Origin of the sequence: Hymenobacter sp. NBH84 (genome assembly GCF_014217645.1) — a bacterium.
GTDB lineage: Bacteria > Bacteroidota > Bacteroidia > Cytophagales > Hymenobacteraceae > Hymenobacter > Hymenobacter profundi.
The window spans coordinates 186,567-211,682 of record NZ_CP043644.1 but is presented as its reverse complement, the minus strand read 5'-3'; the positions used below and the strand labels follow the sequence as shown (position 1 = coordinate 211,682).

Genomic DNA, 25,116 nt, shown 5'->3' with positions numbered 1-25,116 from the left:
TTGCATTCCCATTCGACTATATTTTATCATTTCCTGTGAAACACGCCCCCACTACCTACCCCGTGCATGAGCTGATTCGGCAGCGCTGGAGCCCCCGTTCGTTTGCCAGCCAGCCCGTAGCGCACGACACAGTTCAGCACTTGTTTGAAGCAGCTTCCTGGGCCGCCAGCGCCATGAACGAGCAGCCCTGGCGCTACCTCTACGCCCACCACGCCGACCAGGAGAACTTCCAGAAACTGGTGGACTGCCTGCTGCCCGGCAACCTGCCCTGGGCCAAGAATGCGCCCGTACTGATTCTGGCCCTGGCCAACACGCAGTTCGGCAACGGTACGCCCAACGGCGCCGCCCTCCACGACCTGGGCATGGCCAACGCTACCCTGTCGCTGGAGGCTACAGCCCAAGGCCTATACACGCACTTCATGGGTGGTTTCGACCGGGCCAAGGCGCAGGAAGTCTTTCACTTGCCCGATACATTGCAACCCGTAGTGATAATTGCCCTAGGCTACCTCGGCGACGCAGAGCTGTTAGAAGAACCCTTCCTGAGCCGCGAAAAAGCTGCCCGCCAGCGCAAGCCTGTTTCCGAAATTGCCTTTAAAGGCTCCCTACCTGCCTAGCGCCATGCCCCACCGCCTCACCCGCGCCCATGACCGGGGTCTGAAAGACCTCGGCTGGCTGCAAAGCAATTTTTCGCTCAGCTTCGGCCCCTATGCAAACCCCGAGCGGGCGGGCTTCGGGCTACTGCGCGTGTTCAACGATGATTTCGTGCAGCCGGGCAAGGGCTTCGGGCTGCACGCCCACGCCAACATGGAAATCATCAGCATCATGCTGGCCGGGCGCATGAACCACATCGACTCGTTGGGCTACAAGGAGGAGGTAGGCGCCGATTGGGTGCAGATTATGAGTGCTGGCTCGGGCCTGCGCCACGAGGAGCACAACGTGGGCGACGACACGGTGAACTTCCTGCAAATCTGGATTGAGCCCAAGCTGCAAAATGTGACGCCGCGCTACCAGCGCCGCCACTTCCCCGCCGAGAAGCGCCGCAACCAGCTTACCACCGTGGTCAGCAACGAAGAAGGCACGGCGCATTGCTGGATCAACCAGAACGCTAAACTTTCCCTGGGCTTCTACGATGCCGGCCAGCAGCTCACCTACTCGCTTAACCCACTGAATAAGTGCGTGTTCATCTTCGTGATGGAAGGCGCGTTGACTGTGAATGGCCAAGCCGTAGCCCAGCGTGAAAGCCTCGGACTATGGGAAACCAGCGAGGTGCAGATCAGCTGCGAGGCGGAAAGCAAGTTTATCGTGATTGAAACGCCAATCAATCATTAAAAAGCTAGAAAACTAGTTCCCCTCCTTTTTTCAAGGAGGGGCCAGGGGTGGTCTTGTTAGAGCTAGAAACTAGAACTAGTTTATTGTTCTGACGATTAGGACCACCCCTAGCCCCTCCTTGAAAAAAGGAGGGGAACTAGTTTTCTAGCTTTTTAGCTATTCGCTGCCTACCTCTACCTACCCAACGTCCGTAGGGCCAATAGGCACAGCGCTACGGAGCCCGAAACCTTGATTTCGCCGCGGAGTACCATGCCTTCTACTTCGGCCAGGGGCACGCGCACTACCTCAATGTTTTCGGTGGGGTCGAGGTGCTGCTCGGCTACGTGGTGGGCGTTGCGGGCCAAGTAGAAGTAGATGCGGTTGGTGTCTTTAGTAGGGTTGTCGATGACTTCGGAAAGCAGCGTTAGGTCGCCGGCGTAGCCAGTTTCCTCTACTAGCTCGCGGGCAGCGGCTTGCAGGTGCTCCGTCTCGTGCGCATCTACTACCCCGCCGGGTAGCTCCAGCAGAATCTCGGCGGCGGCGTGCTTGTACTGGCGCACAAACAGCACTTCATCATCGGCAGTAAGCGGAAAAATTAGCACCACGTTGGGGCGCACACTCACGAAATAATCGTCGAGTACTTGGCCGTTGGGGAGTTCCACATGGTCGCGGCGGAGCGTGTACCATTTGTGGTCGAAAACGATGTCAGATTGTAGGGTTTTCCAGGGGGTAATCTTGTCAGCCATAGCGAGGGAATGAAGCGGCAAGATACGGCTTACGACATGACCCCACCCCCAGCCCCTCCCCTCCGGGAGAGGGGTGCGTTCTAATAGAGCTATTCGCTATCAGCTTCGTCTGGCACCCCTCTCCCGGAGGGGAGGGGCCGGGGGTGGGGTCACGCAAGGGCGCTTAAAAAACTTGGTACGTGACCGTCAGGTAGTACAGCCCGCCCACGCTAGGGCCGCCCAGGAAGGAATAGTAGTATTTGTTGAGCACATTGGTAGCCCCTAGCTTGAAGTGGAGCTGGGGCTTGGGTAGGGCGTAGCTCACCTGCGCGTCGAGGCTGCTGAAGGCAGGTACATAGCCGTTTACCAGGAAGGTTTGGGAGTAGTAGCGGTTCTGCCAGTGGTAGTTCAGGCCAAAGCCAAAGTGCTTGTACGCCTGCTCGTTGCCCAGGCTGAGGTTGTAGGCCCAGCGCGGGGTGTTGAAGCCATCTTCCAGCCCGTCGCTGTTGGTGGTGCGGTCGAGGCGGGCGTAGGTGACGTTGGCGCCGGCCTGGTAGCCTTGCAGGAAGGAGTAGCGCACGCCGGCGCTGCCGCCGTAGGTGTACACCTGGCTTTTGGAGTTGGTCCAGAGGCGGTAGCGGCTCTGGCCGGCGCGAGCGCTCAAGGCCGTGGCAATGCTGTTGAGATTGGTACCGGTAGCGGTAATGACCTCGCCGGTGCTGGTGACGGGCACGTAGGCTTCCACCTGCGCAATAAAGTCGCGGTAGGAATTGTAGTAGAAATCCACGTCGACCAGCAGCCTACCCTCCGGCAGCAGCGCCGCCTTGTAGCCCAGCTCCAACGACTTAATGTACTCGGGCTTGAGGTAGGTGTAAGTGTTTTTCTGCAACAAGCCCTGGTTTTGCTGAATAGCCTGGGCGCGGCTCAGCCCACTGGTGTTCACGCCGCGCGTTACGGCGGCATTAAAGGCGTCGATGCTGGTGCGCAAGTAACTGTTCTCAAACACCCCATCCGACATCACCCGCAAACCGCCCACACGCTGCACCTGCCCACTGTTCACGTTGGAAAAGCCCTCAAACAAGCTCGGAAAGCGGTAGCCGCTCTGGTAGCTGAAGCGGAAGTTATGGCGCTGGGTAGGCGAGTACACTGCCGTGAGGCGCGGATTGAATCGCGTAGAGAAGTAGTCGTTCTTATCGGCGCGGCCGGTGGCCGTCAGGCGGATTTTGTCCTGCCACAGGTGCGCGCCTACCTGCACAAAGCCGCCGGTTTTGGAGTAAGTCAGGTTATCGCCCAGCGGGTCTTTGCCGGGCTCGGGGTTGCGGAAGTAGTTACCGTCGGGCACCACCGCGTAGGTGCGGTGGTCGGCGCCGGCCAGCAGGTCCAGCCATTGCGGAAAACTACCGTTGAGGCGACGGCGCAGGGCTTCGGCCACGTTCACCTGCCCCTCGGCGTGGATCAGGTCAGACTGCACGCGCAGGGCCGCGCCCTGGTCCCAGTTGTTGATGTTTTGGAGCTGGCGCAGGCGGTCCTTGAACGCGGGCGTACCGGGTTGCAGGCGGCCCACATCGGCGGCGGCGCGGGCGGTGGCATGAGCCTGGGCTACCGTTTGGCCTGCTTGGGTAGCGGCGTTCCAGGCGGCGGTATACTCCTGGTTCCAGGCGGCATCGGGCTTGAAGCTGCGCTCCAGGTTTTCGGCCATGGAGCGCAGGTTGTAGCTCTGGCCGGTATTCTCGCGGGTGAGGTAGGCGCGCGCCTGCACTATCGGGCTGTTTAGCGACAAGCCGTGCTGCTGCACGCGGTAGTCTTGCAGCCGGAAGCGGTTGCTGCGCTGGTAAATATTATCGAGGCTGCTGAAGCAGTAGGTGTAGGCTAGCTCGGTGCGGCTGTTGAGCTTGTAGTGCAGCGCCCCGTCGGTTTTGATGGTTTGCAGCGTGTAGTCGGTCACGTCCTGTTCTCGGTAGCCGGTGCGGGCCACCTGGTAGGTTTTGCCGCCCAAGGTCAGATTGGAGCGGTCCGACGACTCGTTGCCGTAGCTGCTCACAGGGTCTTTGGCCGGGTTATCGTCCCCAAATAGGCCGGTGGTGGCGTTGCCGTTGGGGTTGATGTCGGTGTAGTTGTCGGCAATCCAGTCGTAGCCGCGCAGGTAGGTGGCGTTTACTTTGAATGCCAACTTATCCGAAATCAGCACCTTGGCATAGCGCAGGCTGGTTTCGGAGTAGGGATGCACGCCGGTACTCCGGTCGTTGACGTGGTTGAGGCCAGTTTTCTGCTGCACACTCAATCCTTCGGACGTGAACGGGTTGCGGGTAGCAAAATTGGCTAGGCCATTGATGGCGTTCAGGCCGTAGAGCGCGGCGGCCGTGCCGGGCACAATTTCCACGCTCTGAATATCCAAATCGCTCGGCCCCATGGCGTTGCCAATGGGTGCGCCCAAATGCGGGGCCTGGTTGTCCATGCCATCCACCAGCTGTACAAAGCGCACGTTGGTGGTGTTGGTGAAGCCGCGGGCATTAATCACCTTGAAGCCCAGGCTGGGCGTAATCACCTGCACGCCCTTCACGTGCTCAATGGCGTCGAAAAACGACGGCGCGGGCGTCAGGCGCAGTTCCCGCAGCCCTAGCTTCTCCACCGTCACCGGCGACTTCAGGATGCTTTCTTTCACCTTCGAGGCCGCTACTACCACGTCGCCTAACACAATGGGCGCTTTGCGGCTGGTATCAGCCGGGGCAAGGGTATGGCGCAGTTGGGACAGCGCCACACCTGGCACCACCATCAACAGGCTAAAGCAGGCAATATGACGACGCAGGGTAGGCTGGCGAGGGTAGCCGTTTGAGCGCATAAACTAGCGTTATATTTTCTTGAATATAACGCTCAAATGCCTTAGATGTTTAGCGACGCGTGGCGCATCTGCTATTTTCCATTCTACAGCCGAAGATTGACGCGCCAGCTATTCCCTACCCCAGCAGCCGCTCGGTTTCCTGACGGATGAACTCTTGAAAGCGCACCTGCGCAGCGCCGAACACTTCCAATACCTGCCGACCAGCCGGCGTAAGTACTGTTCCGCCCCCGTGCGAGCCGCCGGTTTGTGTGCTTACCAGCGGTGTGTTCACTTGCGCGTTCATCGAACTCACGAGGTCCCAAGCCTTTTTATAGGACATGCCCATGGCCTGCGCGGCTTTGGAAATCGAACCCGTTTCGGCAATATGGCCCAGTAGCTCCAGCCGACCAATGCCCATAAACCGGTCGGTGGGGCCTTGCAGCCACAAGCGGCCATCCAGGTGGAAGCTTTCGGGGGTAAGAAGCAGCTCTTTCATAGCCTGAACATACGCGCATTGGGGCAACATTGCCTGGCTGGCAGTAGCTTCTACCTTGGTTAGAAGCTCAGGCAGAAGCCTTTCCGCAAAAAAGAAATAGAGAGTAGCGCCACTGTTTCTATCTTTACCAAGCCTATAGTGTCTTCGGCAGCTTTTTCGTTCAGTAGCTTCGCCGTTGGCTTTTCTTCCTTTCCAGCTTTCTACCCGCTATGAAACTGCACCTACTCACCACCCTGGCTTTTGCGTGCTGCACCCTCACGGTGGCGGCCCAGGATGCCTTTTATCAGCAGCCCCCCAAGGCCATTGTGGATCTGGTGGAGGCCGCTCCTACCCCCCGGGTCAGCTTTGCTTCTAATGGGCAGTGGATGCTGATGATGGACGTGCAGGACATGCCTACCATCGAGGAGCTGTCGCAGCCGGAGCTGCGCATTGCGGGCCTACGCCTGAACCCGCGCACCAACGGCCCCAGCCGCGTAAGCTACTCCACTAGCCTGCGCCTCAAGCGCCTGCCCGATGGCAAAGAGCTGCTAGTACAGGGCCTACCCAAAACGGCCCGCATCAGCGAGGTAGGCTGGTCGCCGGACAATACCAAAATAGCCTTCACTAACACCACCGACAAGCACGTGGAGCTGTGGCTGGTAGATGTGGCGGCGGCCTCGGCTCGCCTGGTCCCCAATCTGTTTCTGAACAGCGCCTTCGGCGACTCCTACACCTGGACGCCCGACAGCAAGTCGCTGCTGGCCACGGCTGTGGTAGGTGGCCGGGGCGAGGCGCCTGCCACCAACGTGGCGCCCACTGGTCCCATTGTGCAGGAAAACACGGGGCGTAAAGCGGCGGCCCGCACGTACCAAGACTTGCTGAAAAACCCTGCCGATGAGCGCCTGTTTGATTACTACGCCACGGCGCAGGTAGTGAAGGTGGATATAACCGGCCGGATGCAGCCGTTGGGCTCGCCAGGCGTTATCGAATCAGCCAAGCCCTCGCCCGACGGTCGGTTTGTGCTGGTGAAAACCCGTCACCGGCCCTACTCCTACACCTTGCCGGTGAGCAGCTTCCCGCAGCGGGTAGACGTGCTGAACATCGACGGCACCTTGGCCAAAAAGCTCGTGGATTTGCCCTTGGCTGATAACGTGCCTATCGCCTTTGATGCGGTGCCCGTTGGGCCGCGGGGCCACAACTGGCGCGCCGATGCGCCCGCTACCTTGTATTGGGCGGAAGCTCAGGACGGCGGCAACTTGAAAAAAGACGTGCCGGTACACGACAAAGTATTTATGCTGGCGGCGCCTTTCGATGGCACCACGCAGTTGCTGGCCGAGCTGCCCTTGCGTTACCGCGGCATGCAGTGGGGCACCAGCACCCTGGCCCTCGCCAACGGCTACCGCTGGGCCGACCGTAAGGAAATGACCTGGATAGTGAACCCCAGTGCCCCCACAGTTACGCCTACGGTGCTGTTTGACCATTCTTCGCAAGACACCTACCACGACCCCGGCACGCCGGCCCAGCACCGCAACGCAGCCGGCTACCCAGTGCTGTTCACGGGCAAAAGCGGCGACGCCATCTACCTCCTGGGGCAGGGCAGCTCACCGGAGGGCGACCGGCCTTTTGTGGATCAGATGAACATCAAAACCCGCCAGACGGAACGCTGGTGGCGCTCGGCGGCACCCTACTACGAGGTGCCCGTGGCCATGCTGGATGCCGACCGGCACGAGTTTGTGACCCGGCGCGAATCGGCCACGCAGCCGCCCAACTACTACTTGCGCCAGAACAGCCGCTTGGTGCCGCTCACCAGCTTCCCCAACCCCTACGCCACCATCGGCTCCCTGAAAAAGCAGGTGCTGCAATACAAGCGCCCCGATGGCGTGGCCCTAACGGCCAACCTCTACCTGCCGCCTAACTACAAAAAGGAAGACGGCCCTCTGCCTACCCTGATGGAGGCCTACCCCCGCGAGTACAAAGACAAGAACGACGCCGGCCAAGTGAGCGGCTCGCCCTACACGTTCACGCGGTTCGGGTGGTCGTCGCCGGTGTTTTGGGTGACGCAGGGCTATGCCGTGATGCAGGGCGTGAGCATTCCGATTGTGGGCGAAGGCACCAAGGAACCCAACGACACCTACACCGAGCAGCTGGTGGCCTCGGCCAAAGCGGCCATCGATGAGGGTGCCCGCCTGGGTGTGGTAGACCCCAAGCGCGTGGCCGTGATGGGCCACAGCTATGGTGCCTTTATGACGGCTAACCTACTGGCGCACTCCAACTTGTTTAAAGCAGGCATTGCGCGCAGCGGGGCCTACAACCGCACGCTCACGCCCTTCGGTTTTCAGGCGGAGGAGCGCACCTACTGGCAGGCGCCGCAGGTGTATCAGGCCATGTCGCCCTTCAACTACGCCGACAAAATCAAGACCCCTATTTTGCTGATTCACGGCGAGGCCGACAACAACTCGGGCACTTTCCCGCTGCAAAGCGAGCGGTTTTACAACGCATTGAAAGGCCACGGCGCTACCGTGCGCTACGTGGTGCTACCCTTCGAGGCCCACAGCTACGCCGCCCGCGAGAATATCTTGCACATGCTGTGGGAGATGAATAGCTGGCTGGATAAATACGTGAAGAGTCCAGCGCCTACCACGTCTTCCACCCAAAACACCGGCGACGTGGGCACCACCAACGTGAAGTAGGTTTCGGGTCTGCACAGCACCAGAACGTCCTTTCGACCAGCACGAGAGATTTCTCTCGCTGGTGGAAAGGACGTTCTGCTATATTGACGTTTTGTTCTTTTATGCCGCTTAACTTCACCTGGATGCAGCTTTCACCCCTATACACGCTTCTTTTCTTCGAAAGCGTATCTTGAGGCCCCAATCCCTACCTTATTCTTTAATTCATGAAAAAATACCTGCTTCCCGTCTGCTTGCTCCTGTTAAGCGGTCCGTCGTTTGCCCAAAAAACCAAAACGGCCAAGAAACCTAAGGCCAGCAGCGCGCAGCAGAAGCCCGACCGGCGGGCCGGCAACCCCATCTTCCCCGGCTGGTACGCCGACCCGGAAGGCGCTATTTTTCAGAAACAATACTGGGTGTATCCTACCTACTCAGCGAAGTACGAGGACCAGATTTTCTTCGACGCTTTCTCCTCACCCGACCTCGTGACGTGGACCAAACACCCCGCCATTCTGGACACCACCCGCGTGAAATGGGCCAAAAAGGCCATGTGGGCGCCCGCCATCATCGAGAAAGACAAGCGCTACTACCTGTTCTTCGGAGCCAACGACATTCAGAGCGATAAGGAGACCGGCGGCATCGGTGTGGCCGTGGCCGACAAGCCGGGCGGGCCATACAAAGACTACCTGGGCAAGCCGTTGGTCGATAAATTCCACAACGGCGCGCAGCCCATCGACCAGTTTGTGTTCAAAGACCCCAAAGATGGGCAGCACTACCTGATTTACGGCGGTTGGAAACACTGCAATATTGCCAAACTGAAGAACGACTTCACGGGATTCGTGCCGTTTGAAGACGGCACCACGTTCCGCGAAATCACGCCCCAGCAGTATGTAGAAGGGCCGTTTATGTTTGTGCGCGGTGGCAAATACTACTTTATGTGGTCGGAGGGCGGCTGGACCGGTCCGAACTACTCGGTGGCCTACGCCGTGGCCGATTCGCCGTTTGGGCCGTTCCAACGGGTAGGCAAGATTTTGCAGCAGGACCCGAGTATTGCCACTGGCGCGGGGCACCACTCCGTGATGCAGGTGCCGGGCAAGGACGAATGGTACATTGTGTATCACCGCCGTCCGCTGGGCGAAACCGATGGCAACCACCGCGTCACCTGCATCGACCGCATGGAGTTCAACGCCGACGGCTCCATCAAACCTGTGCAAATGACGAACACCAGCGTATCGGCTAAGCTCCTCCGTTAGTAGCGCAACCACCCGGTTTATCTGGCCGTTTAAGCCTCTGGAAACACCCATTTCTAACTTGACTTCAACGACCATGAAATTCTTCAAATTCTTCCTTGCCAGTCTGCTGGTGTTTGCTCTCTTAGGTACCACTCTTTCCACCGCGCAAGCGCAGGACAAGCCAAAGAAAGGCTGGAGTAAAAAGGCCAAGGGTGCCGCCATTGGTGGTGGTGCTGGCGTAGTGGGCGGGGCCCTATTAGGCGGCACCAAAGGCGCTATTATTGGTGGTGCCGCTGGTACGGTAGCCGGTGGTGCTGTGGGCCGCAAAAAGGATAAAAAGACCGATCCTAAGCGCTACAAAGAGTATAAGAAGGACTAACTAAGCGCAGGCTTACTTCAATGAAAACGCCCCGGCTACGATAGGTAGTCGGGGCGTTTTGCTTTTACCATTTTCCTACTCTTCCTGTCATTCTGAGCGCAGTGAAGGACCCTCTCACGTGAGAAAGAGTCGTTGTTATAATGACCGTTCTTACGTGAGAAGGTCCTTCACTGCGTTCAGGATGACAGAAGATTTAATAAGGTAATTAGAACTACTCTGTCACCCAAGTCACCTTTTCGGCGATGGGCTTGCGGGTGCTGCGGGCAGTGGCGCCTTCCTTGGGGTAGCCCAGCCAGAAGATGCCCAGTAGGCGGTCGGTGGGCGCAAGGCCGAAGAAGGGCTTGGCATCTTCCACATACGTAACACCGCCGCTACCCCAAAAACCGGCCAGACCGTAGGCGGTGGCCGTGAGGTGTAGGTTTTGCACGGCGCAGGCCACGGCTTCCACTTCTTCTACCTCGGGCACCTCGTCGGTGCGCTTCAGGCCAATGGCAATGGCGTGCGACGACAGCAGCGGCATTTGCGCCAGCTTTTCGTACTTGGCCTGCTGAAACTTCTCCCCGGCGTGCTGCTTGTATGTTTCGCTCTGAAACGTGGCGAGCTTCTGCAAACCAGCCCCGCTAAACACCACAAAGCGCCACGGCTCGGTGCGCTTGTGGGTAGGCGCCCAGTTGGCGTTTTCCAGTAGTTGCTGAATTATTTCGTCGGGGATGATGCGGCCCGGCGCAAACTGCACGGGCTGCATGCTGCGCCGCTCGTGCAGCAGGCGGTTGATCTGCTCAACATCAAAAGGAAAGTCAGAAGCTTCTGCCATTGAATTACGGGGTTGTTTGTAGGTAAAGTCGTTGCTTTGGTCAGATGTTTTAGGCAGATTTTCGTTAGAAGACCTTCCACTACCCTTCTTTTCTCCATGCAGCTTTTCGTTTACACCCCGCTCACCGAGCCCGAGCGTCAGCGCCTTATCGACCAACTTCCCGACGATGTCCACGCGGTATTTCGTACCCAACTGGAAAAGTCCGAAGAAGCGACGGCTTTCCAAAAGGCTGAGCTGCTGCTGGGCAACCCGCCACCCGAATGGTTTGCCCAGCACGAACCCAACAACTTGCAATTCTGGCAGATAGATTCGGCGGGCTTTGAACGCTACCAGGACCTACGCCCCTCCTACCCCGTAGCCAACATGGGCGACTACTTTGCCTGGCCCTGCGCCGAAACCATGGTAGCCGGGCTGCTGGCCCACTACCGCCATCTACCCGAATTGCTGGCCCTGCAAGGGCGCCAGGAGTGGCACCGCGGCTCCTGGCAGGGCCGCCTGGGGCTGTTGCGCGAGAAGCGCGTGATTATCTTAGGTTCGGGCACCATTGGACAGGCTGTGCAGCAGCAGCTCACGGGTTTCAACTGTCACGTGCAATTGCTCGCCCGCACCGACCCACGGGCTCAATTGCACTCCAAAGATGAGTTGCGCGCAGCCCTACCCAACACCGACATCGTGGTGAATTGCCTACCCGGCAGCGCCGACGGTTTCTTCTCTGCTGAGTTGATTGAGGCCATGCCCACGCATAGCGTGTACGCCAGCGTAGGCCGCGGCAACACCACCGACGAACCCGCCCTCATTGCGGCCCTGCGCGCCAATCGCCTCGCCGGCGCTGTGCTCGACGTAACGGCCCAAGAGCCCCTACCCTCCGACAGCCCGCTCTGGACCATGCCCCACGTCATCCTGACGCAGCACACCGGCGGCAACCAGCCCGGCGAAAACGACGCCAAGGTAGACCAGTTCCTGCGCAACCTGCACCGGTTTCAACGGAAACAAGAGCTGGAAAACTCAGTGGATGTGTCGAAGGGGTATTAAGGTAAACCGCTTGTTGTAGATACTAGAAAACGCCTGTCATCCTTGGTGCTTATCGTAGGGCGATGCTTACTCGTACGCCACGCTTATTACCTCTACTACCTCCTCTTTCGGCCCGAGGCGCAGCGTGACGGTCTGCCCGACTTGGGCGCCCTGCACGGCCCGCGCAATGGGCGCGATGAACGCAAACTTATTGGCCGGCACCGAGGCCTCGTCTACTCCTACAATGGTAAACTGTCGCTCGGTGCCGGGCTTGCCGCCGCTGCGCGTGCGCAGGTGCACGGTGGCCCCAAAGCGTACCTCGTTGGCGGGTTGCTGGTGAGGGTCTACTACCTTGGCCGTGGCGATACGGGCGTTGAGGGCCTGCAACTGGCCGTTGAGTAGGGTAAGCTGGCGGGTACGGTCGGCGTCGTTGTCGCGGTTGGCCTCGGCGCGGGTACGGGCGGCTTCCAGCTCGGCCAGCTCGGTGCGCAGCTGCTCCAGGCCCTGGGGCGTTACATAGTTGGGCGTGCCAGGCGGCAGCGCGGCACGGGGCGGAATAATGGGGATTTCGAGGGAATCATCCTCTTTGGTGAAAGCACGGCTCATGCTATCTGCTAACGCGCCACGGGTAGCTGGGTTGTGCTATCCAACCAAACCCTGAAGTCCGGCAAACAGTACACAGCTATACCCGGCCACCCCGGCCGGGAGGCCTTGTTCTACCGCATAATGCAAGAAATTCGCACGTTTTCTGCCCCTTCCGAGGATGCTCTGTGGCAGCAGGTAGCCACCGATATGAGCAGCCAGCCCGATTTGCTGGAGTACAGAGCCCGCCTGGTGCTGCCCGATTTCGAAGCCGTATTGTATCTGGATATTGATCTGGGCGGCGGCTTCGAAGGTGGATTTGCTACCACCAGCTTCTCGGCGTTAATGCCGCCCGCCACTTCCCTGCGCTTTGCCCTGCACGAGCAGGATTGGGTGCACGAAATCGGGAAGCTGTTTGGTATGGAAGACGCCCAGTTGGGCTACCCCGAAATCGATGATGCCTTTATCGTGAAAACCAACGATGCGCCTCAGTTGACGCAGCTATTGGCCGCGCCAGAGACACGCATCACCCTGGTGCGCCACCCTACGGCCCGCATCACCCTGGCCCCCGCCGACGAAGACGAGCCGCCCTACCCTGGCGCGCTGGTGTTGCGTTTCGAGCAGGACGAGGCGATTACGGACCCCGTGACGCTGCGCGATATTCACTGGCTGCTGCACACGCTGGCCCAGCCTGCGGGACCAGTTACGTTTTAAAGCGCGTTTTCTTTAGCTGTCATCCTGAGTGCAGCGAAGGACCTTCTCACGTCGGAACGAGTCGTTACCATGCTCGTCATTCAATAGATCGTTTCAATTTGAGAAGGTCCTTCGCAAGCTCAGATGACAACGACTTTACACCTTCCCCACCATGTTCAAAATACCGAAGGACCCCGAACTACCAGCCTGGGTGTTCCTGGCGCTGCGGCTAGGCTCGATGCTACTGGTAGCGGTGGTGGCGTGGCTGGTGTGGAAGTGCAGCTAACCCGTTTCACTCCCCCACAAGCTGCTGCATCTGTCGGGCATTGCCGATGGCCGACGCGTCGATGTCGTTGTTGAAGTAGAGGTAGACCTCGCGCATGTGCGGCGCTGCCTGGATTTCAGTTATCACCCGCCTCAAAAATTCCTCGGAGTAGGGCGATTTATACAGCTCCGGCACACCATGCAGACGGTAGTACACGAGCCCGGTGTTCGTCACCACTTCGTCGGGTAGAGCGGGGTGGCTTTGGCCCACAAAGGCGATGTTGTGCCGGGCAAGCGCCTGGTACACGTGCCCCAACCACCAACTGGGATGCCGAAACTCTACTACATTCTGAAATGCTGGATCGAGGCTGCTGATGATGCGCTCCAGGCGTTCTTCAGAATAGCTAAGGCGCGGCGGCAACTGAAATAGCACGGGGCCTAGCTTTTCCTGTAGTCCTTCCTGGGCCGTGCCGTAGAAGTCGGCGAGTAGCTGCGCGGTGTCGTGAAACTGTTTGTAGTGCGTAATCAACCGGGGCGCTTTCACCGAAAACCGGAAGTCGGTTGGACTCTGCTGATACCAACTTTCCATGAACGACAGCTGCGGAAAGCGGTAAAATGTCACGTTCAATTCCAGCGTGCGGAAGTGCTGGCTGTAAAAATCGAACCAGCGCCGCTGCGGGAACTTGTCGGGGTAGAATACACCTTTCCAGTGTCGATAGTGGTAGCCGGAACAGCCAACGTGCCAGGTGCGCATACGCAAGAGAGAAGTGTCTATTGCCGCATACGCAAGCCAGCGGGCAGCCGATGAAAGCCGCCGGATCATTATCTTGATGCGCCGTGCCGCTGACCATCCGTTTTGTCTGTCGCGTGTATTCTTCGCTTTCGGAGCTTTTCCTTGCCTGTTCTTTCTCCTAGCTGCTACCCTATGAAACACCTTACTACCTCACTGGCTGCGCTCTTGCTTAGCTCATCCGCGTACGCCCAATACAGTCAGACTGCCATTAAAACGCTACCCTACCCTCAGACCAAAAAGGTCGATACCGAAACGACCTACTTCGGCACCAATGTGGCCGACCCCTACCGCTGGCTCGAAGACGACCAGGCCGCCGATACCAAAGCCTGGGTGCAGGCCGAAAACAAGGTGACGCAGAATTTCCTGAGCCAGATTCCCTACCGCGAGGCCATCAACAAACGCCTCGAAACGCTGTGGAACTACGAGAAATACGGCGCCCCTTTCAAGGAAGGCAAGTACACGTACTTCTCCAAAAACACGGGTCTGCAAAGCCAGTCGGTGCTTTACCGGCAGATAGGCAATGGCGCGCCCGAGGTGTTCTTGGACCCAAATAAGTTTTCGAAAGACGGCACTACCTCGCTGGCGGGCCTCAACTTCAGCAAAGACGGCAGCCTGGCCGCCTACCAGATTTCGGAGGGCGGCTCCGACTGGCGCAAGGTGATAGTGCTAAAAACCGCCGACAAAGGTATTGTAGGCGATACGCTGAAGGATGTGAAATTTTCGGGCCTAGCCTGGAAGGGCAACGACGGGTTCTACTACAGCAGCTACGACAAGCCTAAGGAAGGCAGCCAGTTGGCCGGCCTCACGCAGTACCACAAGCTCTACTACCACAAGCTGGGCACGCCCCAGAGCCAAGACAAGCTGATTTTCGGCGGCGACAAAACGCCGCGCCGCTACATCGGTGCCTACCTCACCGAGGATGAGCGGTTCTTGGTGATTACGGCCGCCAACACTACCACCGGCAACGAACTGTACGTGCAGGACCTGAGCAAGCCGGGCAGCACCATCGTGCCTGTGGTGGCCGACGAGAAAAACCAGAACAGCATTGTGGAGAATGTGGGCAGCAAGCTCTACATCCACACCAACCTGAACGCGCCCAACTTCCGGCTGGTGACAACGGACGTGACTAAGCCTACTTCCGATAACTGGAAAGACCTGATTGCGGAGACGAAGAACGTGCTGGACATTTCCACTGTGGGCGGCAAAATCTTCGCGCACTACCTCAAGGATGCTACTTCGCTGATTGAGCAATACGACCTGAATGGCAAGAAAGAACGCGCCATCGACCTACCCTCGGTGGGTTCGGCAGGCGGCTTTGGCGGCAAGCGCGACGAAAAGGAAACGTACTACACGTTCACGTCTTACATCTACCCGCCTACCATCTTCAAGTACGACATTGCCACGGGCAAATCGACGCTGTATAAGAAGCCCAACGTGCAGTTCGACCCTACCAAGTACGAGTCGAAGCAGGTGTTCTACCCTTCCAAGGATGGCACGAAGGTTCCGATGATCATCACCTACAAAAAAGGCACAGTGATGAACGGCAAGAACCCTACCCTGCTCTACGCTTATGGGGGATTTGGGGTGAGTTTGACGCCGGCCTTTAGCACCTCCAATATTCTGCTGCTCGAAAACGGCGGCATCTACGCCGTGCCCAACCTGCGCGGCGGCGGCGAGTATGGCGAAACCTGGCACTTAGCCGGCACCAAGCTCAACAAGCAAAACGTGTTCGACGACTTCATTGCCGCCGCCGAGTACCTGGTGCAGAATAAGTATACGTCGAAGGACTACCTCGCCATTTCGGGCGGCTCGAACGGCGGTTTGCTGATTGGGGCTGTGATGACGCAGCGTCCCGACTTGTGCAAAGTGGCTTTCCCGGCGGTAGGCGTGCTGGACATGCTGCGCTACAACAAGTTCACGGCCGGCGCCGGCTGGGCCTACGACTACGGCACGGCCGAAGACTCGAAGGAAATGTTTGAGTACCTCTACAAATACTCGCCCTATCACGCCCTGAAGCCGGCCGCCTACCCCGCCACCATGGTTACCACCGCCGACCACGACGACCGGGTAGTGCCCGCGCACTCGTTCAAGTTTGCCTCGCGGTTGCAGGAAATGCAGAAAGGCTCGGCCCCAGTGCTCATCCGCATCGAGACGAAAGCCGGCCACGGCGCTGGCCGCTCCACGGCCCAGGTTATCAGTGAGCAGACGGACAAGTGGGCGTTTATGTTCTACAACATGGGCGTGCCGTACAAGGGTGCGCAGTAAGTAGTTACAAAAAGCAAAAGCGGCCGTCCTACCGTGGTAGGGCGGCCGCTTTTGCTTTTTCAGTGATGTTAGAAAGCAATGTAAGTCGTAGTTGATTTTGTTGTAGAAGTTACATCAAGCCGTCTTACAACAGTGGTTGTCCGAACTTGCATCGTCGTGGATGTTAGTTGAAGTAATTCTGCTTTTTCTGTGTGATCAGCGCCATTCAGCTTTCCTGAAACAGTCAATTCTGTTTCATCAGCATTCAACGACCATGTATATGTCTGTGTCTGAGGATCTGTGGCAGAGCACTTCGTAGCTCCTTCATCAACAACTATGGTTTTATCAATAGTATATTTTGCGAAGTTGTCCTTTTGGCAGCTCGTGAGTAGTGCATAGCTATCAAAACTCGTTGTTATAGGTGCTATTCCATCCGCAGTTATAACTGTCGTTGATGCTATGGTTGTAATACGCCAATTTTTAGCTGTCAACATCGACTCTTTTGCTGTGAGTTTAGATTTGGGTGCTGCCTGATCAGACTCTTCTTTAGTGCAGCCAGCCATTAGCAAGGCCGCACATAATCCAACCGTGTACGCGTAAAGTTTAGTCATGAAAAAGTAAATTGTATAAAATGAAAAATTTAAGCGCTTATATGAGCTAATACATTGCCATAAAATTGAATATTTCTAATATATCTCTTATAAAATTGATTCCTGCATGTATTATCTTTGGTTAACCCTATTTGCTGATTTATTTAGCTTGTAGTAGTCGGTAAAGGGAACTCCCCCCCTACCTCATCACAGCCGGAGTAGAAATCCGGCCGAGCAGCACCGGCAGGCTACGCAGATTCGCTACCTGCGCGTCCTACCTCCCCTACCCCTTGCTGCACTGCGGGCGGCGCAAACTGCCCACTACGCAGTTCCTGCCGCAGCTGCCGCAACTCCTCGTGCAACGCCGCTATTTGCGCGGCACCCGCTACTTCGGCGTCGCCATCATCCGCATCGCGGCCGATGAAGAACGTGGCCAGGGTAGCCGTGAAGTAGCCGAATACCGTGAAACCGTACAGCGCCAGTAGAAAGCAGAGCGCTCGGCCTTCGGGCGTGCGGGGCCAATAGTCGCTACCCAGGCTGATGAGCACCATGGCCGTCCACCACAGCGCCTCGGGGTAAGTGGTGAGGCCGCCGGGCTCCTGGTTTTCAAAGGCATACATACCGGCCGCGCCCAGCAGCAGCACTACCCCCGTGAGACCCAGCACGTACCCTACCCCGCGCCGCCCAAAGCTGCTCGACAGGGCCCGCATTCCCCGGTTCAGGGAGCCGACTACCTTCACCAGCCGTAGCCCGCGCACCGCCCGCGCTGCCCGGAACACCCGCGCCAACCGAAACAGCCGCAGCGCCGGCGCCGCCAGGGAAATCAGCGTGATGACGTTGTTTTTCAGGAACGGTAGCTTCTGGGGCGCCAGGAAAAACTTGAGCGCGAAGTCCAGAATAAACGCTACCCAGATGCCGTTGCTTAGCACCTGCAAGGCGGGCGTCAGGCCCCAAATCAGCTCCACGCCCAGCAGCACCAGCCACACAAAGCCCAGCACCAGCATCGGCGTTTCCAGCCAGTCGGTTATCCGTTCCAGCAGTTCGTGACGCTCTTGTTGCAGTTGCTCTTTTTCGGCGGGAGTAGGCATAGTATAGCAGATGGAGATGAGGGTAGTCCATACGCTATGGGCTAGGGGGAGTTTATGGAAGCGTTGTGCCAATAGCGCTTTCACTGTGCTCTTACACTTGTGCGTATAGGAGTTCCGACGTACTATACTTCTTCCTGAGGATGACATTCTTAACTGGTGTAACACAAAACTTTTACCGATACTTTGAAATACAAAGTTCTTTTACATCCTTTGCATGACGCTTGCGCATGCGGCTCCTTTACGCTCGTCTCTAGCAGTGAAAAGCCGTGCCGACGCGTGACATCCAGTACCCGCTTTTTTATCACATAAGGTAAAGCAATCTGCACCGGATACCAACCCATTACCCTCTGTCAGCTAGTCTTCTCAGGCGTATTTCCTCACTCATTTCACATATAATTTCCTACCCTTATGACACTCTTCAAAAGCATTGCGCGCGTTGCGCTGGTTACGGGACTTCTGTTTGCTTATCCCACTGACGGCAAAGCTGTTCGTTGCCGATATGGCCTGGGATGGATTTGATTTCGTTGCTGCGGGTGTCCTGCTCTTTGGCGCCGGCCTCACGTTTGTTTTGATTGCCAGGATGGGCAACACGACCACGTATCGGGTAGCGGTTGGTGTGGCAGTGGCAGCGGGGCTGCTGCTGGTGTGGGCCAACCTGGCGGTGGGGCTTGTCGGGAGCGAAGACAACCCCGCCAACCTACTCTACGGCGGCGTGCTGGCCGTGGCCTTACTTGGGGCTTTTGTGGCGCGCTTCCGCCCCCTGGGCATGTCCAACGCCATGTTTGCGGCGGCCATTACCTATGTGGTGGTCACAGCCATAGCGCTGTTCGTCTGGACACCGTCGGGAGAGGCAGCCGAACCGCACGTACGGCTGCTGAATGTGTTGGTAGCCAATGGCGCTTTTGCCGCTATCTGGGCCGTTTCGGGCGTGCTGTTTCGCCGCGCCAGCACTATAGGCGCTGCTACCAACCGGCAGTTGGCTTAGCCTACAGTGCGGTACGCTACTTTCTACCCCAACCTTTCAACACCCTACCATCATGGCCCTCAGCAAACGTGCTTTGCCTCTGACACTGGTTGCCCTGTGTCTCTTGCTTGTCCCCTTCGTGGTAGCTCAGTTTACCACCGGAATAGTCTGGACTTTAGCCAACTTTATTATTGCTGGCCTCCTGTTGCTGGGCACTGGTCTCTTGTATCTATTGGTCGCTAGCACGGCCCGCAACGGCGCTTACAGGCTGGCCACCGGGGTAGCGGTGGCGGCAACGTTCCTACTCGTGTGGGGCAACCTGGCCGTGGGATTTATCGGAAGTGAGGACAACCCCGCCAACCTGCTGTATATCGGCGTGCTGGCTGTTGGCTTCGTTGGGGCCGTTGTGGCGCAGCTCCAGCCAATGGGTATGGCCAAGGCTATGTTTGCCGCGGCACTTACGCAGTTCGCCGTTCCGTTTGTGGCACTATCCATCTGGCGGCCAGAGCTTACGTTGGGCGTTTTGTGGGTGATTGTGCTCAATACTGTATTTGCTGGTATTTGGGTGGTGTCGGGGTGGTTGTTTCGACGGGCTGGTGCCATCGGTATCAGTCCAAAATACTAGTGGTTGCTTAACAACTGACTATCAAGGCGTAGAAGGCTATGCAAAGTCTCCCAAAATTGCCAGCGTCAATCAGCCGCAAATCATTAAGACGGGGCACTTGCTGAACCTTTTCCAGTATTTTTACAGTAGTAAAAGTGAACCCATTATCACTTAACAACTAGAAACATGGGCACTGCCGACAAAGAAAAATCAAGTGCAGCTACTACCCCCAAACTGACCAAAGAAGAGCGGTTGGAGCAGGCCCGCGAGTATGCTAAGCAGTTTAAGTTTGACACACTTTCGGAGCAAGAGTTACTAAAGTTGCGCCGTAATGCCTATGCCTACCTCCTCTGAACCCCGGCAGCCGGGTGAAGGCTACCCATTTACGTATCGTAAAGGGCCGACCCAGCAGGGCGGCCCTTTGGTTTGTACGCACTACTACACGTTTCGAACCCGGAAAAAATCGACGATATGTGTTTGAAGCAGAACAATACGAGTACCATGTATACGTGCTAAAATTTTATCCGCTGGCGCTCAAGAACTCACCCAACCGTTTTAAACTACTAGTGAATGACGGTGACGCTTTTCGCATTCTTAGCACTTGTCTGCGGGTATTTGCTGACATCTGCCGTCGTGATCCATTAGCCTCAGCTGGCTTCATTGGGGAAGCACTGATGGGTGAGAGCATATCACTTACGAAGAGGTTTCGGGTGTATTTTCAGTCGGTTATTACGTTTATCGAGCCGGTTCATTTCCTGCACCACCCCCTACCCGCCATCAGCGCCTACTTTCTGGAATGCCGCGCCAACCCAGAGCCGGACCTGAAGGAAAAGGTGGAGCAGATGTTCCGGGAGTTGTATATCGTACCGCAGGCGTTGGAGTCGCCCAAGCCAAACTGATCGGGAAAGCCATTCAAAACTGAAATTTTGTCTTGTCTATTCTTCCCAAAATTCAAATTTTCGGCCAAAACGTCAGCTAAAATCCCCTAGCACCTCGTTTGCTATATCCTTCGTAGAACTTCCTACCCGGAGGTCATCTACTTAAGACTTAGCGACAAATGAACTTTAATAACTATACCATCAAGGCGCAGGAGGCCGTGCAAAAGGCCACCGAGCTTGCGGGCGCCAACCAGCAGCAGGCCATCGAGACGGGGCATTTGCTGCGGGGAATTCTGCAATCGGATGAAAACGTGGTAGGCTTCCTGACCAAGAAGCTGGGAGCCAATCAAAACTTGCTGACGCAACGCCTGGACGCCATCGTGAGTGGCTACCCCAAGGTAAGCGGCGGCTCGCCCTACCTCTCCAACGATGCCAACGCAGCATTGCAGCGGGCTACGGGCTTTTTGAAAGAATTCGGCGATGAGTACGTGTCGATTGAACATATGCTGCTGGGTATCCTGGGCGGCAAAGACAGCACGGCTACCTTGCTGAAAGACGCGGGCTTCACGGAGAAAAATCTGAAGGCAGCGATTAAAGAACTCCGCGGAGGCCGCACGGTGAATAGCCAGTCGGCCGAGGACCAATACCAGAGCCTGAACCGCTACGCCATCAACCTGAACGAGCGGGTGCGCACCGGCAACATGGACCCCGTGATTGGCCGCGACGAGGAGATTCGGCGGGTGTTGCAGATTTTGTCGCGCCGTACCAAGAACAACCCGGTGCTGCTCGGTGAGCCGGGCGTTGGCAAGACCGCCATTGTGGAGGGTCTGGCTCAACGCATCGTGGCTGGCGACGTGCCCGAAAACCTTCAGGACAAAACCATCATGTCGCTCGATATGGGCCTGCTCATTGCGGGCGCCAAGTACAAGGGCGAGTTTGAGGAACGCCTGAAAGCCGTTATCAAGGAAGTGACCGACTCGGAAGGCCAGATTGTGCTGTTCATCGACGAGATGCACACCTTGATTGGCGCTGGCGCGGGTGGCGACTCCGCTATGGACGCCGCTAACCTGTTGAAGCCTGCGCTGGCCCGCGGCGAATTGCATGCTATTGGGGCTACTACCCTCGCCGAGTACCAGAAGTACATCGAGAAGGACAAGGCGTTGGAGCGGCGCTTTCAGGCCGTGACGGTGGATGAGCCTACGGTGCCCGACGCCATCAGCATCATGCGCGGTATCAAGGAGAAATACGAGCTGCACCACGGCGTACGCATCACCGACGATGCCGTAATTGCGGCCGTGGAGTTGTCGAACCGCTATATCACCGACCGTTTCCTACCCGACAAAGCCATCGACCTGATGGACGAGGCCGCCGCCAAGCTGCGCATTGAGCTGAACTCGATGCCGGTGGAGCTAGACGAGGTGCAGCGCCGCATGATGCAGCTGGAAATCGAGCGCGAGGCCATCCGACGCGAAGAAAACCACGACCGCGAAGCTGTGCTCAACAAAGAGCTGGCCGACCTCGGCGAGCAGCGTGACTCGTTGAAAGCCCGTTGGGAATCGGAGAAATCGGTGCTCACGGACATCCAGACGCAGAAGGAGAACATCGAGCGCTTCAAGGTAGAGGCCGAACAGGCCGAGCGCCAGGGCGACTACGGCCGCGTGGCGGAGTTGCGCTATGGCAAAATCCAAGAGGCTGAGGCCTCGCTGAAAACCTTGCAGGAGCAAGCCAACGCCAACAAAGACGGTGGCTCGATGCTGCAAGAGGTGGTAACCAGCGAGGACATTGCCGAGGTAGTGGCCAAGTGGACCGGCATTCCGGTGAGCAAGATGCTGGCCAGCGACCGGGAGAAACTCCTGCACCTGGAAGAAGAGCTGGGCCGCCGCGTGGCGGGTCAAGCCGAGGCCATTGCGGCTATTTCGGATGCGGTGCGCCGCTCGCGGGCTGGTTTGCAGGACCCACGCCGCCCCATTGGCTCGTTCATCTTCCTGGGAACCACGGGGGTAGGGAAAACCGAGCTGGCGAAGGCCTTGGCTGAGTACTTGTTCAACGACGAAAACGCCATGGTGCGCATCGACATGAGCGAGTTTCAGGAGCGCCACGCGGTATCGCGCCTGATTGGGGCACCTCCCGGCTACGTGGGCTACGACGAAGGCGGTCAACTGACCGAGGCCGTGCGTCGCAAACCCTACTCGGTGGTGTTGCTCGACGAGATTGAGAAGGCCCACCCCGATGTGTTCAACATCTTGCTGCAAGTGCTCGACGATGGTCGCCTCACCGACAACAAAGGCCGGGTGGCGAACTTCAAGAACACCATCATCATCATGACCTCGAACACGGGCGCCGACATCATTCAGCGCAATTTCAAGGACCTGAATGAGTACAACGCTGAGGAAGTGCTCGACCGCACCCGTGAGGAAGTAGTCGACCGCCTGAAGCAACATATGCGCCCCGAGTTCCTGAACCGGATTGATGAAATCATCATGTTCGAGCCGCTGAAGCGCAAGGAAATCCGCAAGATTGTGGATATCCAGTTCAAGCAGATTCAGCAGCGCCTAGAGGAAGCCGGCATCCGCCTGGAAGCCACCGACGAGGTGCTCGATTACCTGGGCGAATCGGGCTTCGACCCGCAGTTCGGTGCCCGCCCACTCAAGCGCGTGTTGCAGCGCCAGATCCTGAACGAGCTGTCGAAGGAAATCCTCGGCGGCCAGGTATCGAAAGATTCGGTGGTAGAAGCCGTGCTGGAAGACGGGCACATCCGCTTCATGAATGTGGAGTTGCCGACGGTAGAGTAGGCCGTTGCAGTCTAAATAAAAAGCCCCGCTGGCGTTGTACCAGCGGGGCTTTTTAGTGTATACTCGGATCAACAAACGGTTCTTTCGATTGAAAATGCTTCTCTCGTAGTCGTCGCCTAATTTTCTTGGGTAATGGCTGTCCACGCTGATAGGCGGCCAGTAGTGCCGCCTCTTTCCGATGACTGAAACGAACCCGTTTTGCAATACCAATAGCGAGGGGTACACCCACATATAAACCCGTTACGATTACACCAGCTGCAAACCCCGATGCACCATAAGCAATACCGAATACGACACCGCCAGCAAACATTGTGGCACCAGCCCCTATACCGAGTAGCCCAGACCCTTCCCGTCGGAGTTCAAATAATCTGTGAACAGCTACGACTGAATCGGTAGGAACAGCGGCCGTAGTGTCTACAGGAAGTCTTTGCTGACTGACGGCAGGTAGGTGAAAAGTCAGCAATAACAGGAACAGAATACTATAGCGTAGCATATGGCGGCTTGAATAGCACAATATGCCGTGAAGGAAAGCAACGTATTGCCTGTTTGCAACTGCCTGCTTGACAAGCTAAAGTCTACTCTCTGCTACTATAACATTTTTATTTTCAATCCATTATACAGAAAACCTAATGTTATAATAGGTCTAATGGAAATAACTATTTTTCAGATTACCGCGCCTGGGCCTGCGGGTGGCGCTGTTCGTACTCCATCTGTTCGCGGAGTAACAGTCGCATTTGGGCTGCCTCCTGGAAATGCACCGGCTTCAAACGCCGACGATATTTGCTGGGTATTGGCTGCCCAGCGGCATACGCTTGGTCTACCGTTAGCAAATGCTTCTTGTTATACGCATTTGCATGCAGGATAAAGCCCACTATCGTACCAGCCAGAATAGGCACGCCCAGCGGTGGCGCAATGGCTTTCTCGGCCGTTACCTGCTGGCCATAGCTGTCGGTAGTGGAGATGGGTAGCGACAAGGACATGCCCACGATAAAGGGAATAGTGTACACAAACCCACCCCGCCGCTGCCGCCGAAACATAGAAAGGAGAGCACCCGTTGTGTCGGCTTCGGCACCGGCTGGCTGGTAGCGCGGCAGGTACCAACCATTGAATAGCAGCACTGCTCCCGAGTCGGCAGGAGGCTGGTGGCGAGGCAGCGGAGCCGCAGGCGTTATCGACTGGGCCTGCAAAGTACCGGCAAGAAGCACTGCCAGCCCCAACGTGAGAATCAATCGCATATGCTAGACAGGCTTATACTTAACGGCTTTATATGGTACCACAACCTGCTTGAAAAACCGTGGCTTGAGGCGGTGACGCACATTAGCGGGTAGCGGCTTGCCGGCACGCACATCTGCAATAAGAGCCGCCTGCTTCGCAGCGCTAAAGCGAGCAAGCTTACTGGCGCCATAGGCATCAAATAGCAGCATCACGCCCAGGCCAGCAGCTATGCCGCCTGCGCTTGCGCCCTCGTCTACTACCGCTGTACCGTAGGAGCCCGAAACTGTTTTTTTCTGACTAGCGGCCGTCAGCACTCGAACACCGCCCAGCGTGCTCCCGGCAATCCAGCTAATGCCACCTACCCGCCGGCGCGAATACAGGGTAGTGAGGGCGTGCACAGTATCTTCGGCGGCAGCCATCGGGTCCTCGGTAGCCGGAATTGCGTTGTTGAGAGGCCGATTGGATAGAGGCAACTCCTCGGAGGCTGGCGCAGTTGGCTTTTCGATTGGGGGTAGGGCTTCCGTTTGGGCGTAAGACGCACTAGCGCTCAATAGCCAAAAGGCAATAAAGGGTAGCTGTAACTTCATGAGGTAGAGTTTGGTAGAAAATAAAGCCAAGCAACCTACTACAACTTTAGCGCAGAAAAAACGCAGTCAGGCCATTTTAGAGGCAGGAGGCTACTTTTTCCACTTAAAAGTCCAGGAATAGCCTAATCAGCGGGTCCCTGCGTCCTTTGCCTGTGTCGTTTGGACCTTCCCCCTACTTTCGGGAAGAAGCTTAACTGTAGCGCCATAATCAATGAGCTCTTTGCTTTACAGCAAGCCCGGCCGTAGCAACCTCCGGCCGATACGGGGAGTAAAACAGAGGAATGGAAGAAGTCCTACCCTGTGTTTTTGCTCTCCGCGTGCCCAACCGTTTCAGCCCGTTAGCCCATTCTGAAACGCCACTAGCACACCGCAGAAGCAGACCAGATGATGCTAA

Annotated in this window: 23 protein-coding genes; 13 read left to right on the top strand and 10 right to left on the bottom strand. The window is 57.2% G+C overall.

Features of this window, described 5'->3' with window-relative positions; genetic code table 11:
- Nucleotides 1–35: 35 nt before the first annotated feature.
- Nucleotides 36–614, top strand: coding sequence for a nitroreductase family protein (locus tag F1C16_RS00905; RefSeq protein WP_185282521.1), 579 nt, complete (start codon nucleotides 36–38; stop codon nucleotides 612–614).
- 4 nt (nucleotides 615–618) lie between these two features.
- Entirely contained in the window at nucleotides 619–1,329 is a 711-nt protein-coding gene (locus tag F1C16_RS00900) for a pirin family protein (RefSeq protein ID WP_185282520.1), read from the top strand.
- A gap of 173 nt (nucleotides 1,330–1,502) precedes the next feature.
- Here the strand turns inward: F1C16_RS00900 and F1C16_RS00895 are convergent, their stop codons facing one another.
- The 3 genes from F1C16_RS00895 to F1C16_RS00885 all read right to left on the bottom strand — a co-directional run bounded on the left by F1C16_RS00895 (nucleotide 1,503) and on the right by F1C16_RS00885 (nucleotide 5,347).
- Complete coding sequence (locus tag F1C16_RS00895) at nucleotides 1,503–2,054, bottom strand: NUDIX hydrolase (protein WP_185282519.1); 552 nt, start codon at nucleotides 2,052–2,054, stop codon at nucleotides 1,503–1,505.
- Between the two features lie 163 nt (nucleotides 2,055–2,217).
- On the bottom strand, nucleotides 2,218–4,872 hold the full coding sequence (locus F1C16_RS00890; protein WP_258048983.1) for a TonB-dependent receptor: 2,655 nt from the start codon (nucleotides 4,870–4,872) through the stop codon (nucleotides 2,218–2,220).
- 115 nt (nucleotides 4,873–4,987) lie between these two features.
- A complete protein-coding gene (locus F1C16_RS00885) occupies nucleotides 4,988–5,347 on the bottom strand; it encodes a winged helix-turn-helix domain-containing protein (RefSeq protein ID WP_185282518.1) in 360 nt (119 codons plus the stop codon).
- Between the two features lie 209 nt (nucleotides 5,348–5,556).
- Here F1C16_RS00885 and F1C16_RS00880 point away from each other — a divergent pair, with 209 nt between their 5' ends.
- The 3 genes from F1C16_RS00880 to F1C16_RS00870 all read left to right on the top strand — a co-directional run bounded on the left by F1C16_RS00880 (nucleotide 5,557) and on the right by F1C16_RS00870 (nucleotide 9,603).
- A complete protein-coding gene (locus tag F1C16_RS00880) occupies nucleotides 5,557–8,016 on the top strand; it encodes a prolyl oligopeptidase family serine peptidase (protein ID WP_185282517.1) in 2,460 nt (819 codons plus the stop codon).
- A 203-nt stretch (nucleotides 8,017–8,219) separates the two neighbouring features.
- On the top strand, nucleotides 8,220–9,245 hold the full coding sequence (locus F1C16_RS00875) for a glycoside hydrolase family 43 protein (RefSeq protein ID WP_185282516.1): 1,026 nt from the start codon (nucleotides 8,220–8,222) through the stop codon (nucleotides 9,243–9,245).
- Nucleotides 9,246–9,318: 73 nt separating this feature from the next.
- A complete protein-coding gene (locus F1C16_RS00870) occupies nucleotides 9,319–9,603 on the top strand; it encodes a YMGG-like glycine zipper-containing protein (RefSeq protein ID WP_185282515.1) in 285 nt (94 codons plus the stop codon).
- A 211-nt stretch (nucleotides 9,604–9,814) separates the two neighbouring features.
- Here F1C16_RS00870 and F1C16_RS00865 read toward each other — a convergent pair whose 3' ends face one another.
- Nucleotides 9,815–10,417: a nitroreductase gene (locus tag F1C16_RS00865; RefSeq protein ID WP_185282514.1), complete on the bottom strand. Its 603-nt coding sequence runs from the start codon at nucleotides 10,415–10,417 to the stop codon at nucleotides 9,815–9,817.
- A 96-nt stretch (nucleotides 10,418–10,513) separates the two neighbouring features.
- Between F1C16_RS00865 and F1C16_RS00860 the strand changes: the two genes are divergently transcribed.
- Nucleotides 10,514–11,449 carry a D-2-hydroxyacid dehydrogenase gene (locus tag F1C16_RS00860; RefSeq protein WP_185282513.1) on the top strand — a complete coding sequence of 312 codons (936 nt, stop codon included), beginning with the start codon at nucleotides 10,514–10,516 and terminating at the stop codon, nucleotides 11,447–11,449.
- Nucleotides 11,450–11,515: 66 nt separating this feature from the next.
- Here the strand turns inward: F1C16_RS00860 and F1C16_RS00855 are convergent, their stop codons facing one another.
- Nucleotides 11,516–12,034 (bottom strand): GreA/GreB family elongation factor, encoded by a 519-nt coding sequence (locus F1C16_RS00855; protein WP_185282512.1) that lies wholly within the window; start codon nucleotides 12,032–12,034, stop codon nucleotides 11,516–11,518.
- A gap of 33 nt (nucleotides 12,035–12,067) precedes the next feature.
- Between F1C16_RS00855 and F1C16_RS00850 the strand changes: the two genes are divergently transcribed.
- The gene (locus F1C16_RS00850) at nucleotides 12,068–12,724 is read left to right on the top strand and encodes a hypothetical protein (protein WP_185282511.1); all 657 of its coding nucleotides are present in this window, start codon (nucleotides 12,068–12,070) and stop codon (nucleotides 12,722–12,724) included.
- 271 nt (nucleotides 12,725–12,995) lie between these two features.
- Here F1C16_RS00850 and F1C16_RS00840 read toward each other — a convergent pair whose 3' ends face one another.
- The gene (locus F1C16_RS00840; protein ID WP_185282509.1) at nucleotides 12,996–13,721 is read right to left on the bottom strand and encodes a DUF72 domain-containing protein; all 726 of its coding nucleotides are present in this window, start codon (nucleotides 13,719–13,721) and stop codon (nucleotides 12,996–12,998) included.
- Nucleotides 13,722–13,892: 171 nt separating this feature from the next.
- Between F1C16_RS00840 and F1C16_RS00835 the strand changes: the two genes are divergently transcribed.
- A complete protein-coding gene (locus tag F1C16_RS00835) occupies nucleotides 13,893–16,025 on the top strand; it encodes a prolyl oligopeptidase family protein (RefSeq protein WP_185282508.1) in 2,133 nt (710 codons plus the stop codon).
- A 68-nt stretch (nucleotides 16,026–16,093) separates the two neighbouring features.
- On the opposite strand, the gene F1C16_RS00830 is transcribed toward F1C16_RS00835, so the two are convergent.
- The gene (locus F1C16_RS00830; protein ID WP_185282507.1) at nucleotides 16,094–16,615 is read right to left on the bottom strand and encodes a hypothetical protein; all 522 of its coding nucleotides are present in this window, start codon (nucleotides 16,613–16,615) and stop codon (nucleotides 16,094–16,096) included.
- A gap of 227 nt (nucleotides 16,616–16,842) precedes the next feature.
- Nucleotides 16,843–17,682 (bottom strand): ion channel, encoded by an 840-nt coding sequence (locus tag F1C16_RS00825; RefSeq protein WP_185282506.1) that lies wholly within the window; start codon nucleotides 17,680–17,682, stop codon nucleotides 16,843–16,845.
- Between the two features lie 460 nt (nucleotides 17,683–18,142).
- Here F1C16_RS00825 and F1C16_RS00820 point away from each other — a divergent pair, with 460 nt between their 5' ends.
- From F1C16_RS00820 to clpB, 5 genes are all read left to right on the top strand, one after another.
- The gene (locus tag F1C16_RS00820; protein WP_219733373.1) at nucleotides 18,143–18,667 is read left to right on the top strand and encodes a hypothetical protein; all 525 of its coding nucleotides are present in this window, start codon (nucleotides 18,143–18,145) and stop codon (nucleotides 18,665–18,667) included.
- A gap of 103 nt (nucleotides 18,668–18,770) precedes the next feature.
- Nucleotides 18,771–19,271: a hypothetical protein gene (locus F1C16_RS00815; RefSeq protein WP_185282505.1), complete on the top strand. Its 501-nt coding sequence runs from the start codon at nucleotides 18,771–18,773 to the stop codon at nucleotides 19,269–19,271.
- A 165-nt stretch (nucleotides 19,272–19,436) separates the two neighbouring features.
- Nucleotides 19,437–19,604: a hypothetical protein gene (locus tag F1C16_RS00810; protein ID WP_185282504.1), complete on the top strand. Its 168-nt coding sequence runs from the start codon at nucleotides 19,437–19,439 to the stop codon at nucleotides 19,602–19,604.
- 155 nt (nucleotides 19,605–19,759) lie between these two features.
- Nucleotides 19,760–20,149: a hypothetical protein gene (locus tag F1C16_RS00805; RefSeq protein ID WP_185282503.1), complete on the top strand. Its 390-nt coding sequence runs from the start codon at nucleotides 19,760–19,762 to the stop codon at nucleotides 20,147–20,149.
- A 158-nt stretch (nucleotides 20,150–20,307) separates the two neighbouring features.
- Nucleotides 20,308–22,920, top strand: coding sequence for an ATP-dependent chaperone ClpB (gene clpB, locus F1C16_RS00800; protein ID WP_185282502.1), 2,613 nt, complete (start codon nucleotides 20,308–20,310; stop codon nucleotides 22,918–22,920).
- 668 nt (nucleotides 22,921–23,588) lie between these two features.
- On the opposite strand, the gene F1C16_RS00795 is transcribed toward clpB, so the two are convergent.
- Nucleotides 23,589–24,155 (bottom strand): hypothetical protein, encoded by a 567-nt coding sequence (locus F1C16_RS00795; protein ID WP_185282501.1) that lies wholly within the window; start codon nucleotides 24,153–24,155, stop codon nucleotides 23,589–23,591.
- Nucleotides 24,156–24,158: 3 nt separating this feature from the next.
- A complete protein-coding gene (locus F1C16_RS00790; RefSeq protein WP_185282500.1) occupies nucleotides 24,159–24,722 on the bottom strand; it encodes a hypothetical protein in 564 nt (187 codons plus the stop codon).
- Nucleotides 24,723–25,116: the final 394 nt, after the last annotated feature.

Bases quoted from the DNA above. Each gene is read 5' to 3' on its own strand.
- F1C16_RS00895 (WP_185282519.1), bottom strand. From the start codon at position 2,054: ATGGCTGACAAGATTACCCCCTGGAAAACCCTACAATCTGACATCGTT.
- F1C16_RS00835 (WP_185282508.1), top strand. From the start codon at position 13,893: ATGAAACACCTTACTACCTCACTGGCTGCGCTCTTGCTTAGCTCATCC.
- F1C16_RS00795 (WP_185282501.1), bottom strand. From the start codon at position 24,155: ATGCGATTGATTCTCACGTTGGGGCTGGCAGTGCTTCTTGCCGGTACT.
- F1C16_RS00880 (WP_185282517.1), top strand. From the start codon at position 5,557: ATGAAACTGCACCTACTCACCACCCTGGCTTTTGCGTGCTGCACCCTC.
- F1C16_RS00810 (WP_185282504.1), top strand. From the start codon at position 19,437: ATGGGCACTGCCGACAAAGAAAAATCAAGTGCAGCTACTACCCCCAAA.
- F1C16_RS00825 (WP_185282506.1), bottom strand. From the start codon at position 17,682: ATGCCTACTCCCGCCGAAAAAGAGCAACTGCAACAAGAGCGTCACGAA.
- clpB (WP_185282502.1), top strand. From the start codon at position 20,308: ATGAACTTTAATAACTATACCATCAAGGCGCAGGAGGCCGTGCAAAAG.
- F1C16_RS00865 (WP_185282514.1), bottom strand. From the start codon at position 10,417: ATGGCAGAAGCTTCTGACTTTCCTTTTGATGTTGAGCAGATCAACCGC.
- F1C16_RS00875 (WP_185282516.1), top strand. From the start codon at position 8,220: ATGAAAAAATACCTGCTTCCCGTCTGCTTGCTCCTGTTAAGCGGTCCG.
- F1C16_RS00830 (WP_185282507.1), bottom strand. From the start codon at position 16,615: ATGACTAAACTTTACGCGTACACGGTTGGATTATGTGCGGCCTTGCTA.
- F1C16_RS00840 (WP_185282509.1), bottom strand. From the start codon at position 13,721: ATGCGCACCTGGCACGTTGGCTGTTCCGGCTACCACTATCGACACTGG.
- F1C16_RS00870 (WP_185282515.1), top strand. From the start codon at position 9,319: ATGAAATTCTTCAAATTCTTCCTTGCCAGTCTGCTGGTGTTTGCTCTC.
- F1C16_RS00900 (WP_185282520.1), top strand. From the start codon at position 619: ATGCCCCACCGCCTCACCCGCGCCCATGACCGGGGTCTGAAAGACCTC.
- F1C16_RS00790 (WP_185282500.1), bottom strand. From the start codon at position 24,722: ATGAAGTTACAGCTACCCTTTATTGCCTTTTGGCTATTGAGCGCTAGT.
- F1C16_RS00860 (WP_185282513.1), top strand. From the start codon at position 10,514: ATGCAGCTTTTCGTTTACACCCCGCTCACCGAGCCCGAGCGTCAGCGC.
- F1C16_RS00855 (WP_185282512.1), bottom strand. From the start codon at position 12,034: ATGAGCCGTGCTTTCACCAAAGAGGATGATTCCCTCGAAATCCCCATT.
- F1C16_RS00890 (WP_258048983.1), bottom strand. From the start codon at position 4,872: ATGCGCTCAAACGGCTACCCTCGCCAGCCTACCCTGCGTCGTCATATT.
- F1C16_RS00885 (WP_185282518.1), bottom strand. From the start codon at position 5,347: ATGAAAGAGCTGCTTCTTACCCCCGAAAGCTTCCACCTGGATGGCCGC.